Origin of the sequence: Pseudoalteromonas sp. SG45-5, from assembly GCF_014164085.1 — a bacterium.
GTDB classification, from domain to species: domain Bacteria; phylum Pseudomonadota; class Gammaproteobacteria; order Enterobacterales; family Alteromonadaceae; genus Pseudoalteromonas; species Pseudoalteromonas aliena.
The window spans coordinates 56,038-71,153 of record NZ_JACJEM010000011.1 but is presented as its reverse complement, the minus strand read 5'-3'; the positions used below and the strand labels follow the sequence as shown (position 1 = coordinate 71,153).

10 protein-coding genes are annotated in these 15,116 nt (G+C 37.7%); all 10 read right to left on the bottom strand.

Annotated features, from left to right (window positions below):
- Positions 1 to 13 precede the first annotated feature (13 nt).
- On the bottom strand, positions 14 to 2,392 hold the full coding sequence (locus H5119_RS05215; protein WP_182701468.1) for a PKD domain-containing protein: 2,379 nt from the start codon (positions 2,390 to 2,392) through the stop codon (positions 14 to 16).
- A gap of 30 nt (positions 2,393 to 2,422) precedes the next feature.
- Entirely contained in the window at positions 2,423 to 2,974 is a 552-nt protein-coding gene (locus H5119_RS05210; RefSeq protein WP_182701467.1) for a hypothetical protein, read from the bottom strand.
- Positions 2,975 to 3,046: 72 nt separating this feature from the next.
- Positions 3,047 to 4,996: a hypothetical protein gene (locus H5119_RS05205; RefSeq protein ID WP_182701466.1), complete on the bottom strand. Its 1,950-nt coding sequence runs from the start codon at positions 4,994 to 4,996 to the stop codon at positions 3,047 to 3,049.
- 62 nt (positions 4,997 to 5,058) lie between these two features.
- Complete coding sequence (locus H5119_RS05200; RefSeq protein ID WP_182701465.1) at positions 5,059 to 5,976, bottom strand: hypothetical protein; 918 nt, start codon at positions 5,974 to 5,976, stop codon at positions 5,059 to 5,061.
- Between the two features lie 20 nt (positions 5,977 to 5,996).
- Positions 5,997 to 7,817 carry a hypothetical protein gene (locus tag H5119_RS05195; protein ID WP_182701464.1) on the bottom strand — a complete coding sequence of 607 codons (1,821 nt, stop codon included), beginning with the start codon at positions 7,815 to 7,817 and terminating at the stop codon, positions 5,997 to 5,999.
- 888 nt (positions 7,818 to 8,705) lie between these two features.
- Positions 8,706 to 9,707: a 23S rRNA pseudouridine(2604) synthase RluF gene (gene rluF / locus H5119_RS05190; protein WP_182701463.1), complete on the bottom strand. Its 1,002-nt coding sequence runs from the start codon at positions 9,705 to 9,707 to the stop codon at positions 8,706 to 8,708.
- 86 nt (positions 9,708 to 9,793) lie between these two features.
- Complete coding sequence (locus tag H5119_RS05185; RefSeq protein ID WP_182701491.1) at positions 9,794 to 10,864, bottom strand: DUF418 domain-containing protein; 1,071 nt, start codon at positions 10,862 to 10,864, stop codon at positions 9,794 to 9,796.
- A gap of 30 nt (positions 10,865 to 10,894) precedes the next feature.
- The gene (locus tag H5119_RS05180; RefSeq protein WP_077535213.1) at positions 10,895 to 12,109 is read right to left on the bottom strand and encodes an EAL and HDOD domain-containing protein; all 1,215 of its coding nucleotides are present in this window, start codon (positions 12,107 to 12,109) and stop codon (positions 10,895 to 10,897) included.
- Between the two features lie 88 nt (positions 12,110 to 12,197).
- Positions 12,198 to 13,733 carry a glycogen synthase gene (locus tag H5119_RS05175; protein WP_182701490.1) on the bottom strand — a complete coding sequence of 512 codons (1,536 nt, stop codon included), beginning with the start codon at positions 13,731 to 13,733 and terminating at the stop codon, positions 12,198 to 12,200.
- A gap of 79 nt (positions 13,734 to 13,812) precedes the next feature.
- A complete protein-coding gene (glgC, locus tag H5119_RS05170; RefSeq protein WP_182701462.1) occupies positions 13,813 to 15,114 on the bottom strand; it encodes a glucose-1-phosphate adenylyltransferase in 1,302 nt (433 codons plus the stop codon).
- Between the last annotated feature and the right edge of the window lie 2 nt (positions 15,115 to 15,116).

Here is a 15,116-nt window from a genome sequence, read left to right as displayed (position 1 = left end):
TTTAATTTCCTTTTTATTGGTTGCAAATGGTTATAATATTCATAGCCCCTAAAACAGGTGCATAATAGATGGTCACTCTCGAGCCTGGCGCGGTTATTTCTAGACCCTCGTCGACCATTAGTTCGAACGTTGCTGTTGAAGGGAGTGCAATTATTTTATTCGTATCAACAATATGGCTAAATGTTTGATCAAACGTAGGAATAAATTTTGTAGCCTCAGGAAAAGTATCAATCATATTAAAGCGCAAATTAACATTTTTAGATCCAGTGTACTCAGCACAAGTCCATAAATAAGTATCAACGTCCTGTTTAACAGGTACAAACGAATTCCCCATATCAATAATGAAATCTTGTTGAGAAATGGCCGCAGTGACATATTTAGACTCAGCTAAGCGTTCATCCTCTGTTGTTACTGTAATTAAGCTGCCTTCGTCAATATTCACTTCAACATTGAAAACCCCCTGCTTATCAGTACTATATTTTTTTCCATTAATATTGAATGTCACATTTTCGACACCATTTAAAGTGGTATCTACAATACGTCCTTTCACTGTTCCGATAAGAGTGTTTGACTGTTGAGTCACTTCAACGGTTACTTTTTTACTTGCGGTATTATTCGCTGCATCTTTAATCATCAACTCTGCGATATAAATACCGCCTATATCAGGAGTAAACTCAACTATTTGTGCACTACTATCAACTATACTAATTGATGAATTAACAGGTTTTTGTAATGACCACGAATATGTAAGCGCCGTCCCCTCTGGATCATAACTTTGAGTGGCATCAATAGTGACAGAGTCACCTAACGCAATGGTGCGGTTATCCTCGCCTTTTAGTGCAATGACTGGTGCAAGGTCATCTTTAACGCTAATTGCTATGGTTTTAGGATCTGAGAACTGAACGCCATCATTAGTGCGCAATGAGACAACGTACTTCCCTGTGCTTGAAGAAGTAAAATGAGCTTTACCATCCGCTTCGGTATAAATTTCATCATTACTAGGTTGTTCAATGATTTTCCATTCATAGCTTAACGTTGCACCTTCAGGGTCGTAGCTTTTTGATCCATCTAAGAGTATTTTATTGCCTAAATATGCTTCATCAGATGTTAATATTTTTGCAATAGGCTTTTTGTTAACTCTAGCATCGAGTACTTGAGTATTGGATGCTGTTTGTAACTGACCATCAGAAACAGTAACAGCAATGATATATTCCCCAATAACATCCGGTGTAAGCGTTGCATTTACTGTTGTTGGTGATTCAATTTCACGATTACTATTGGCAGGTTTTCCTAGTAATTTCCAAGTAAAGCTAAGATCGGATCCCTCTGGATCAAAGCATGAGTCGCATACCAATGAAATTGGAGTCTCTAGAGTAATCGAAGTATCAGAGCCTAACTTCGCGATAGGGACTTGATTACTTGTTCCAACTTCAACTTGATAAGTAGCATCGCTGTAATCACCTTGCGAGTCGGTTAACCGTAGGGCTATTTTATAACTTCCATTTACAGATGCTGAAAAGCTAGTGCTAGCCCCTGTTTGCGAACTCAGTGTAGCATCACTATTTGCTGGTGAAGAAAGCACGGACCAGCTATATGAGAGTTGTTCATAGCGATCAGGGTCATAACTTTTACTTGTGTCAATTTGGAGTATTTCATTAGGGAGAATAAGCGTTTTTTCGCTTGTTAAAATAGCAACAGGTGATGAGTTTTTAGCTAAATCATCACTTGTAATCACAACCGTATCTTTTGCTACCTGATTTGAACTATTTTCAATAGTAAGTTCGGCTGTATATTGACCTATAGCATCCGCTACAAAGTTTGTTTTCACGCGTTGGTTACTAAATATAGTTGCAGTACTGCCAGCTGGTTTTTCAGTGATACTCCAACTATAAGCTGTGATCAGCCCATCTAGGGTGCGGCTATCAGCTCCATTGAGGTTAATTACTTGACCCTTCTTTACAGTAAAATTAGTACCGGCACGAGGCGTTAAGTCCGCAGTACTAACTATCTTTAAAGGCAACTCAGCTAAAGGACTAAATAATTTGCCATCGCTTACTTTTAAGCGAAGTATATACTCTCCTTCATCTTGTAAAGTAATCACAATTTCTTCACTATCGTTTTTATCCAGAGGTATAGATACTTGATCATTCTTGCGAATTAATTCCCAATTATATTTCAAAGCATCACCGTCAGAATCATAACTTTGTGATGCGTTAAACGTCGTAGCAGAGCCTAAATTTAAATTTGATGTTTTTGGCATAATTTGCGCAACAGGGGTTGCATTAGTTTTTGCTGTACCAACACTTTTCGGTTGTTCATCACTACCTGAGCCTCCACCACATGCTGACATTAAAATACATGTTGATGCTGCTATGCTATTTTTCCATTTCATACTCTATTCCTTGATTATTTTATTATTAGACTAATTATATGCTGCATTTCTTATCGCTTCGTTCAGAAACATTGCTTGCTTACCAAGCTCTTTGGCTTGCTCTAAGAGTAAGTCTCGTTGATACGTCAATTCAGTATCAGAGCTTGGGCTCGTACTTTTGTTAGCTGCAACACGTTTATTGCGTTCAGAAACATGGGCTTCGTAAATTTCAACATTATCGCGTTGCGTTTTTACAGCGCTGCGGTAAGTCGCAACATCATCTTCTAGCTGAGGAAACTCCGAAATTATAAAACTATAATATTCATCTTCTTGGCTAAGCGGGGTTTCAAGGCTTTCTTGAACAATCTCTTGTATATCAACTGATCCTGACACTTTTTCAGTACTCAATTTATTCTTTATTTTTAATTCATCTGTGTGAAGCGGATCAGCTAAAGTGGAGGTTTCCTTGTGCGAATCATCATTAATTGATTGAGCTATACCCTCGTTTTGCGACACATGATTGCTCTGATTGTAATTAACTATCCCCAAATAACTTGCTAAAGATATAATAATCACGATTACAGTAATCAAACTTGTTTTCATAACCAAATCCTATATATAAAATAAATTATCTTGAGAAAATGGGGAGTAACCTCCCCATTTTATACTTATAAACTAATTACACTGTGTTTCATCTACACACACTTTAGCTCTAATCAATGCACTTCCTTCTTGCACATTCCATGTGTTTTTCTCAAATCGTTTCCAAATTTTTCCGTATTGAGTTGAAACATGAGAAGTAGTGCCTTGTGCTTTAGAACCACCAATTTTATCGAGTGTTCGTAAAACAATGTTACCGAATTGGCAATAAACGTTCATCGGGCATATTTTCGTTAAACCACTGCCTAACGTTGCGCCAACATCACTTTCACCGGCATCAGTTACAGCAGGCTCAACAACATCAATATCGTAAGACTCTGCGTAAACTGATAGGAACATTTGCCACATATCGTTGTACATTTGCACTTCAATATTTTGTGCAATTTCTGCGGCAACATTTGGATCATTTGATTGAGGTTTTAGATCGAGCTTACAATCCATACCTAAGTTTTCACGGGCAGACTCACGAATGTTATCCCAGCTATTTGTTTTAGTTCTAAACCAACTCCAACCTTTAGATTTGCCACTATTTCTCCAGTAACTGTTCATACGATCAACGTCAATTGAACATTCGCCTTTAATAGGACCTGGGTATGCGTAATAGTTATAAGCAAGTCCCAAGTTTGCAGTTAAAACAACTCGGTTTGGTTGGGGTTCGTATAGTTTTCGAATTACTTTCCAAGACACGGTTACGTTGTTATCAGTGCCTGAATAATGCTCTTCGACTTCCTGAGTATATTCACCACAACGTGCATCTTTAGTGACAAAAAAGTCGATTCCGCCTGCCGCAAATGAATTTTTATCCATTGCGTCAAAGTGGATTGTATCGCCACGGTTTTCCCGCTCAAATGGCATCGACCAATCACTAACTATGTTATTGTTTAACAAAGTATCAGCTGGGAAACTCCACACGTTTTTCGAAAAAACACTTTGACCTTCAACATCAACGTTTGGATTATTACGGGTGACGCCAGAATTTAAGCGCACATTAAATACATCCAGTTGTTTCACGCTATAGTTACCGTGCCCTGCATTATAAAGCGTATTAGCAAGTAGGTTTCGCTCTTGGTCCCACAGGTTATAACCGGCACTTGCTAAACCAGTAATTTTAACCCCTTCAGTTTTAACTAACTTATCTTCTAGCTCAAAAGCACTTTTAGAAATAATTGTTTGTGCAGCCAATATTTGAGCATGGAAAGCAACATTGTCACTAACTACATCTATTTTCTCTTTATAAGCGTCATACAGGCCTTTCGCTACATAATAGTCCGAGCGAATTGCATTTCGCTGTCCTTCAATTGAGGTGATCTTTACAGCTAAAGCATCCTTAAGCGGCTGGTATTTATTCATAACACCAACAATACAAGAGTACATTCTGTTAGAGTCACCGCCACTTGTTACAATACAATTGGTTGTTTCGTCCGATTGCGCGCGATCTAATTTATCACGCTCTTCGAGTAGTAATGCATACTCGGTTTCAATACCAGTCCATTGTGTTTTTAGTCTGTAATAGTTATCAATCACACCATCATTTTCTAATGCTGCGTCATTAATTATTTTACGCGCTTTTTTGATTTCGTTTAAACCATCAATATTTGCACGTGGAATACCGTATGTAAGTTGATACCAGTTACTTACAAAATCATTATTTAGGTAAGCTTGTTCTTGTAATACTGGAGTTGCAAGTTGTCTATATGCTTGAGATTTAATATTAATATAATCAGCACATTGTGGGCCTGCTGCACCAAGCTCTGCGTAAGTACCGCGAATTTGCTTTACTGACGCGGGCCCAACATGCAATGTATTTGCGTTTTCATGATCGACAATAACATCACCAACTCCTGCTGGGGTTTGAACACCGATTGCATCGAGAGGATTTCCCTTTCGTGAATCAGGTAAAGCATGTGCAGCAGTACTTTGCAGCAATGCAGTAACAACAGTCGCTGTTATTAATTTTCCATACATTTTTAAAGTTCCTTTACTGGGGTTATAGATCCTTCCAGCCAGATGGCTGCATTAAATATTTACTAAAGTTGGCTGCTCAATTTATTTAGTCCATTTGATAGAATAAATTGATCTCGACCTAAAGGTTTACCACTGAGCCAGCTAACTTGCTCATTTAAAAAATTGTATAATTGAGATATTCGACCTTCGTTAAACACTAAACTATTAGAAATAAAGTTTCTGAGGTTTGAAATTTCAGCACTACATAACGTTGAGCTACTGCCTGCACTGCAGGTATTGGTTAAGTGTGATTTTGATTCAATAAGATCAGCAATAGTTACCTGAACTGTATCAAGTAAAAACTCATCCTCTATATCAAATTGTAAGAACTCTAATGTGGCTAATGTGTTATCAATTGTGCTTATTAAGTTGATATGATTACTAGAAGGTGTTGCTATATTAATTAGCAATTTTAATTGATTATTATAAGAAACCAAATGGGTTGTTAATTGGTTAAAGTACCGTGGCTCTGGATAAGTAAGTAATTGTTGAACAGTTAATTTACAGCCAGGTTTTATAGCTTGAAAACCTGTGACCCCTTCTAAACTTGCAAAATTTAAAATACTATTTGTAAATCCATGCGTTAGCTCTATATTACTATTTTCATACGAACGTGAGCCCGATACTCTATTAGAAGAGCTTGCATCAACGCCCGCAGTTAGATTATAACGAACCGACAAAGGTCGAATAGATTCGCAGGTAAAGCTATAGTCTAAAACCGTTTTAAATAAACCACTTCGAACAATCGAACTATTGCTGTAATTAGTATTTTGATCCGAATCAAGACTGACCTCAGAAAAGTGACACGGAGGTACAAATCGCTCACCCGTCCCCGTCATTCTTGAAGTACACTGAGTACTCGCATCAAAAACGTCTACAGGAAAATCACTGGCATGCACCGACGTAGTTAATGAGGCGATTGCAAGTAAAATTATTTTCATTCTTATATCCTTTAAGTTGATTATATTTGTTCAAACTTCGACGTTAAAACTTGTCTGCTAATGCTTCCCTGCTCATCTGTGACTTTGATCACCATATTTATTTTTTGATTGTTTAGCGAACAGGCATTGTATGCAGATTGCTTCAGAGTAATTTGTAAATCGTTAAGTGGTGAGTTAGTCGCAATACCGTTTGGCAAAATCGAGTTTATTGATGTACCTATACTTTCAATCGCAGGAAATAATTCAGATAAACCAGCCGACATTGTCGGCGTCCAAAACATACCGTTGTATTCAAAGTATTCTATTTCTATTAGTTGCTTATTTTCATTTAGCTCATGTAAGTCAAATAATGACCAGCTCATAGTGAGTAAGCGATCATCCGTAAACTGTTCAATATTTGCGATCACAACACTTCTGGCTGCTAACTCATTTAAACGTGTTATTAGAGAAGTAAGTTGGTCCATCAATGCTTGTGTATAACCGCCTCGAGTGATTAAGCTAATCATCTCTCGACCTTGCAGTGCTAAATCAAAGCTCTCTTGTTGAATAGAGCTCAGTTCGGGGTTGATTTCTCTAAATTCTTTACAAAGTAATATAGGTTTTTTATTCAATGCTGCAATACTCGACAACCCCATATTTTCAGTTGTATCGCTTTGCTGCGCTAACCTTGCAAGAATTTCTTTACCTGTCTGATTTTTTGAAAGGTAAGCAATATTAATAGCGGTTGCTAAGCGTTCTAAGTTCACGTGAGAGCGAAGTGCTTTATAATCCGCTAATTTGTTATTAATAAATCCCGCAAAATCTGGAGATTTTAAAAGACTAGGTTCAACGACTTGATAATCGCCATCATACACATTAGTGAATGCTGCGGCTTCATTACTGAGCGCAACTAATACGCGTTCAAAGTTTAAGAGCTGCAGGTCGAAATCGGGGTAAAACAAAGTATTTGAAGGGGCTACTATTTTATTAAAACAAATGTCGTTACCACATTTCGCTAATTGAACGTTAATGTCATCAGGTAAGTTCGATGATTTATTTATAAGCTTATCTTGCAGCTCAATTGGAAGTGACTTTAAGGTACTTACGTAGGTCTCAAGACGTCGGTTGAGTAAATTTACTCTACCTGATGCTATTTTTTCGGCTTCATAATTTTTCAATAACTGCCAAAAACGAACTTGTCTAGCTCGCACACTATTTAACTCGGTCTTTAGTTCTGACTTTTGAGTACTAGAAAAGTAGGGAAAAGTATCTATCTGTCTAAACATCTCTGAAAGTGAGCTATTTAGTGTGTTTTCTAATGACACACCCAATGTAAAACGTCGATACACAGCAGCATAACGTAAAGGTGTTGTTAGCCTTTCAAGTGATGAAAGTAATGCTAAACGAAAATTTTCTCTTCTAAATTGATCGCTTGCGGGGCTAAAGCCAAAATAGCTTGGTGGATTAATAAATTCAGCATAAAGCTCTATATATAATTGCTGTTGGAAAATATTTAAATCGGATAAAAGCGCTTCATAAGTTAATAAATCAGAGACATGAAACCAAGAATAATTTTCACGTTGTTGAAAACCGTTCGCTGTATTACGCAAATCCGTAAGTGTGTCGCAGGGAATGGAGAGGGGCTTAAAGCAAAGCGGTTGAAATTCAGGATCAGCCGCCTCACAAGTGTCAACACAGGTATTTGAGTTATACTCTGAATAACATACTTGAGGCGTATAATTAACTACTTGAAAATTAGCATCGCACGTATTATCTGAAGCCAGCGCACTGCCTATATTACATAGACCAAGAATACAAAGCGTGATATTTAAGCTTAAAGTTCTCTGAACACAATTAATCATTATTAAAGTCCTTTTAATATAGCTACCGTCTATCCATAGTAAGTAGGCACCCGAAAGAGGCACAACCACTTAACTTCCCGTTTACTTTAGTCCCCAAAAAAACATAAATCAAGTAAAAGTTGCTCTTTTTTCATACTGATGAAGATTTAATACAAAAGCGTACTTTATTCGGGCTATCATATATACACGCATCTTTAAAAAGTACTTAACATACAAGAGGTTGAATTCACTAATACGTTTTTTATAAAGTGGCCATAAAGATTCTAATTAATCTATTTATACCCTGAAAATCATCCGATATAGTATAAATACAAGAATTTAACATTTTAAAAAACAAGCTTAGTAAGAAAAATTTTTAAACAAGAAGATAAAAGGCTAAAGAATCAATCGGTTTTATACAACGAAGTTAGATATACACTTATACCAATCTGCTTATATATGGGGTCTATTTAATGTTAAGAAAATCACGCTAGAACTAGGCAAAAATTTTTATATCTAGTTGTTCTAAATAAAAATTTTTAACGACGTTATAGTGCAATTTAATTCGTTAAATTGATCAAAGATTTATGCAGTTTGGTATTATATACTGACTTAATTGAGGACTTAAAACTAACGGTAACTGCGTTAAAAACTTTTGATTTACGATTGCATTGGTGCAGGCTATTGTCGGCAACAATGCATAAATGTCAAACACGCGCAGCTCTTCGAGTCCTGTCTAGGGGAGATTTACTTTGTGTTATCAACATAGAGGTGAGGGAGAAACGAGAGCAAAGCTCAGAGGCTTTGCTCAATTAAATAGTCCCTAGATAAATAGTCCCTAGATTGAGAGGTTTTTAAACTAGAAGGTCAACAGGCTCTGATTTAAAATTGAAATAATGACACTTTAATTTATTTTTTTAGAGCCAGGATTTTTCTGGAACTCGATTTAGAGTCAGAGGATTGATTCTCTTTAATGCTCTTTGGCTTACCAACATAGGTTGTAGAGCGCTTTTGGTATGGGGCTTTACTTCGCTCGTTTTTACGTTCACTACTGCCGTTACTTCTTTGAGCGTTGCGCTCACCACTTCGCTCGCCTTGACTAAAGCGTCGTGGGTTTTCGCCCTGAAAATCACGTTTTGTAGTGACTGCCGGCGTATTATTTTCTGATTGTTTATTGCTATCGACCGAGTGCTCTTGAGTTTTACCTGAGTCTGCGATTGAGTCGTTTATTTGCGCCATTTCAATATCTGATAAGTGACGCCATTGCCCTACTTTTAAACCCTTGAGTGTCACGTTCATTATACGGGTACGTTTTAAGGTAACCACTTCGTAACCTAGGTATTCACACATACGTCGTATTTGACGGTTTAAACCTTGTGTAAGGACTATTTTGAATTCTTTAGGAGCACTTTGTGTCACTTTACATTTTTTAGTAACAGTGTCGAGAATAGGCACGCCATTTGCCATTTTGGTAACAAACTGACGATTAAGTGGTTTATCTACTGTAACGATATATTCTTTTTCATGATTATTACCCGCACGCAAAATTTTATTAACAATGTCGCCTTCATTAGTTAAAAATATAAGGCCTTCAGAAGGTCTATCTAAACGCCCAATTGGGAATATACGCGTCGGATAATTAACTGCTCTTATAATATTACTCTGAATTTTACTTTCGGTTGTACACGTTATACCGACCGGTTTATTGTAAGCAATATAAACACGCTTTGGTGTTTCTTTAAGGGGCTTTCCATCCACTAATACGACATCGGTAGCAGCTACTTTTACGCCCATTTCAGGGGAGCTTCCATTAACGCTGACACGACCTTGCTCAATATATTTATCGGCTTCGCGGCGAGAGCAAAACCCTGTTTCACTAATAAATTTATTTAAACGTTTTAATTCAGTCATGGCACTTATGGCGTAGTAATTTTTAAGGCGAGTAGTGTAAACCACCCACACTATTTTTTCTCCCCTAATTTAATATTTATAACTGTTTAAGCATTAATTTTTGCTTGCGTTAATTTGCGCCACAGATATTCAAGCGGCCCTTGATCAAAATAACGACTATATATAATTGTAAATATCAGTTGCAATACAACCAATGCGGTCGCTACTAACCAATAATCAATTCGATTAAAACTAAGAACCCAATGCGTAAATAGCACTTTATATAGCAACAGCTGTATAAGCGTTTGGCTAATATACAAGGTAAATGCTAACCGCCCCGCTTGCTGGATAAGCGTGCCTATTTGTGGGCTGTTATTACAAAAATTAACAATTAAATGAATATAAAACGTAGCCATACCAAGCGCAGCAAACATATTTAGTAGCTCTTGCATTGCATACATAAAGCCACTGTTGTATTGCGAGGTATAGAGCCTTAACACACTAAAAACGGTGGTTGCAATAATGACGGTTACTAGCTGTTGTGTATTTAAGCCTTCACTAAATACACCTTGTTTATACAAATAAATACCGATGAGCATAATACCTGCGCACATCCACAGAGTCATTATTGGTACTATAAATATCATTAATGTATTCATACCTAGGTTGCTAATAAAGTAATCAATATAGTGCGGGCTGTACAAAGAGGTAAAACCTTGAGAGTCGCGATAAATAATATCGGTTGGTGAGCTATACATCACAAGCCCTGTAGTAACACCGCACAACAAAATAAACGCGACACCATGCTTTAAAAGTAATTCATTGTCACTTTCTAGATATTTAATAACAAACCAGCCTGACAAACCATAAACAAATAAAATATCACCAGCCCAGAGCAAAAAACCATGCGCTAAACCAAATAGCATTAACCAGTAAAGCCTGCTTTTTAACTGCACCGTTGATTTATGTTGCTGCCATTGGATGTAAAGCCCCGCCCCAAATAGCAAGCTGAAAAGCGTTCTAAATCGTCCATCCACAAATAAAGTGCTAATGGTATGAATAACTAAATCGCTTATTGGTGGATTATTCAAGCCAATGTATCCTAGCTCAAAAAGCCCGAACGCATAGCCATTCATGTAAGCTAAACCAAGTACGGCAATACCCCGTATAAAATCCATATTATAGTTGCGCATTAAAGCTAGAGTCCGTTAAATATTATTTTTATAATTATCAGCCCAGTCGACAGACTGTTGATAAATTTTAGGTAATATCGCACTGTCAATATTTAGCAGAATAACGGCTTGCTCAAGTGCCCACCAGCTACCCGTTTCATATGCTTTAACAACATTTAAGATATAGTACAATGTATTTTTTTCATCGAGTAATGCGGCTTTTATTTCCTCAGGGAATGGTAATTTTTCGACGAGTAAACCCATAGGTTGATCTAAAATTGCATCGAGCAACGAAAATAGTCCGGTTAAAAAAGCTTCACCTACTTGGTGCTTTGCTACTCTCTTAGCTATTAACTCGCTAAATCGCGCCCGTACTACGCACACTTGCATCAATTCGGTTGGTTTTTTATCAGCGGTATAAGCGGTCACAATTAAGCTGACAAACTTCTTTAAACGATCGAGCCCTAAATAAACAAGTGCTTGTTTTAAAGATGTGATTTTACCGTGAATAGGAAATACGCCGCTATTAATTAAACGCAGTAATTTATAAGCCAAGGCTGCATCGAGTTCAAATAGACCAGAAATAATTTTTATATCAGGGCTTGGTTTCATTACTTCAGCGTAAATAGCGACAATTAAACCGTAGTTATAATTAATATCTTTTTGCTTTATCATGGTCGGTTTTGCAAAAAAGTACCCCTGAAAATAATCAAACCCCATATCAAATGCTAGTTGGTAATCATCTTGCGTTTCTATTTTTTCAGCTAATATTTTTATTTGCTTATGTTCTTGGAGTTTTTCTACTACAGGGAGTATGTCATCAAGAGGTGTGATTGCGATATCAAATTTTATTAGTTTAACCAGCTTTAGGAAACGGTCCCACTGTGGTGTGTATACAAAATCATCGAGTGCTAATTTGTAATTACTATGAAATAAGCTTTTGCATAATTCATAGTTGTCATCGTTAGGCTCTATTGTTTCGAGTAATTCGATGACTACATCTTGGCAAGGTAAAAAAGCACATAAATCGAGTTTTAATGATTCAGGTCCTATATTAATAAGCGCTTTTTTACCTGATGTAATATGGCGAGTACCGAGGTTAAGCTGGTTCTCCATTATAAGTCTGGCTGTCGCTTGCCCATCGGCTATATCTGGAAAATAATTTTTAGGGCTATCACGAAAAAGTAGCTCGTAAGCGACTACTTTTTGACTTCGATTGAAGATTGCTTGCCTTGCAACAAATACAGACACATTACCTACTTCTTAGTTTTTATATCAGACTAAGCAATTAAACATTAAACGGGTACAGTTGTCACGAAACTTTATTGTCTTTAACAGTTTATCGATATAACTGCGCTATGTAATTAGCCGCCACTTCAATCCATGAGAAGCGCGCTTGTTGTGCACTTTCTTTTATTTTATGCCACTTTTTAGGATCGTGCTCTTTAAGTGATAGAGTTTCATCCAAGCAGTTAAGCAGATTACTTGCTTGCAACGCTAAAGAAGTGCCATTAAAACTAAAACCATTCTCATCATGTTCAACGGTATCTTTTAATCCACCAACACTGTGCACTAAACACGGTTGTCCGGCGCGCATAGCCAGCATCTGGCTAATACCGCAAGGTTCAAACGAACTAGGCATTAAAAACAAATCCCCTAGTTGATACATTAAATCCCCAATACCTTGCCCATAGCCTTTTAAAAATAACAGATTTGAATTACGCGCCATCGCTTTACTAAAAATACTTTCAAGCTCTTTATCTCCTGAGCCTAAAATAATGAGTCGACCATTATACTTATTAATTATTTGACATACGCTATCAATAGCTAAACGGCCATCTACCTGCTGACACAGTAATAATACTTTTTGCTCTGTAAGACGCCCTACGCTTGTTACTAAGGGGCCACTAGCTACCGTGGTTTTAAATTGCTGTAGTCGTTGGTGTGCAATATAGTAGCTACTTTGTAGTTGTTCATTGTTACTCATCCAGCCAAATAATGTATTTTCAATTTTTTTATATAAAGTGTCCAAGTCAGCGTTTTTAGTATTCGACTCTGGATATTCACAGCCATTTAGAATACCAATTAATTTGCCTTGTTTAGCACTATTTTGCAGATCGTGCTCAAGCCCCTCACCACCGAAAAAACCTCTGTCATAGTTACTCGGACTAAGCACTTCTTGGCTATAGGTTGGCGACACTAAATGCACCTTGTCGGCTAAATTAATAGCACTTCGCATTGGATTAAAACAATGTGGATAACGCGGATCGCATAAATGCTGACCATTATAGTTCAGTGAGGGAAACCATGTCTCCAAGCTTGATTCATCATTTTTAAATGGTCTGATACCTTGCAGTGCAATATTGTGAACGGTGTAAGCAATGTGTATATTTTTTAGTGAACTATAACGAGGTTCAAACTTAATCAAAACAGCAACACAGGCACTGTGCCAATCATGTAAATGCAATGCATTGGGGCGTGTAAGTAAGCCTTGTGATAACGCTTCACACACGGCTGCATTAAATAATGCAAATTTAGTTGCATCGGTTGCAAACGGTCTACCTGGCGCATCGTTACAATACACACTACCAGATCCGCTAAACAGCGGGTGGCTAACAACAATTTGACTCACATTGTTATTCGTTTGCTGTATTTTAAACAGTGTTAACACGTGAGGCAGAGCATTAAATACAACGGTTACTTCACCAATATAAATACGTGTAAGCGGTTCAAAGCCGTAATCTGGAATAACAACTTCAACGGTTACCCCTTGATCTGCAAGTGCCTTTGGTGCATCGCGCACCACATCAGCCACTCCACCTACTTTAGCGCCTGGTAACGCGTCATTTTCTGCTGCAACCATAAGTACATGCATTAATTTACTACTTCCTTTAACCTGTGTGGACTTGCTCATAAATGAGCAAGCTTTGTTGTCGTACTTATCTAACTTGTAATTACGCTAATTTTTTATTTTCATTTGCTTGACGTGCTAGTTTTTTTGCAAGTTCAGTGAGCATATCACGTGTTACCAGTACGATACCTTTTTTGGATACTCGAAAGCCGTTATCTTCATCTGTTTTACGATCGAATCCAATTTCAAGCCCTGCAGGTATTTCACAGCTTCTATCTATTATTGCTCGTTTAATTTTGCAGCTTCGATTTATAATAGCGCCAGGTAAAATCACTGACTCCTCGATTTCACAAAATGAACGTACATGCACGTTAGAAAATAATAATGATTTTCTAACTACAGAGCCGGAGATAATACACCCACCCGATACCGTAGAATCAAGCGCCATACCACGACGGTCATCGTCATCAAATATAAATTTTGCAGGAGGAACTTGTTCTTGGTACGTCCAAATAGGCCATGTTGGATCGTACAAATCAAGTTGAGGTTCAGGCATCACTAATTCCATATTAGCTTCCCAAAACGAATCTAGCGTACCTACATCGCGCCAGTAAGGTTGAGCACCTTGCAGGGGATCCATAAATGGAAAGGCGAATACGTTATGCTCTTCTATTATCGCAGGTATTATATCGTGACCAAAATCGCGACCAGACCCTTCATTTTCGGCATCTTTTTTAAGTTGCTCAAATAAAAACTCTGTATTAAATACGTAGTTGCCCATTGATGCTAAACAGGTTCCAGGCTTTCCGGGCACAGAGCTTGGTATTGCTGGCTTTTCATCAAAACGACAAACACGGTTATCTTCATTTACCGTCATGACACCAAACGTATCAGCAGCTTCTTCTACTGGCACTTCAATACAACAAACGGTCATGTCAGCGCCATTTTCTACGTGCTTAGCTAAAAGGGCACCGTAATCCATACGATATACATGATCCCCTGATAAAATCATTACATACTTAGGTAATTCGTGACGAATAATATCTATGTTTTGAAAAACTGCGTCAGCTGTCCCACAATACCAGTCGTCGCCCTTACGCTGTGATGCTGGTAGGATCTCAACCGATTCACCCAATTCTTTTTTAAAGTGCCCCCAAGCACGATTCACATGCCGAATAAGCGAATGAGATTTATATTGCGTAGCAATACCGACGCGCCGAACCCCTGAGTTAATGCAGTTAGATAATGGAAAGTCGATTATCCGATGCTTACCACCAAAATAAACGGCAGGCTTTGCACGCCAATCGGTCAACTCGTGTAACCGTGAACCGCGACCTCCTGCTAGTATTAGTGCGTAAGTTTCTCTGGTAAGGCTACTTATATAACGATTTGCATAACTGGGCATAA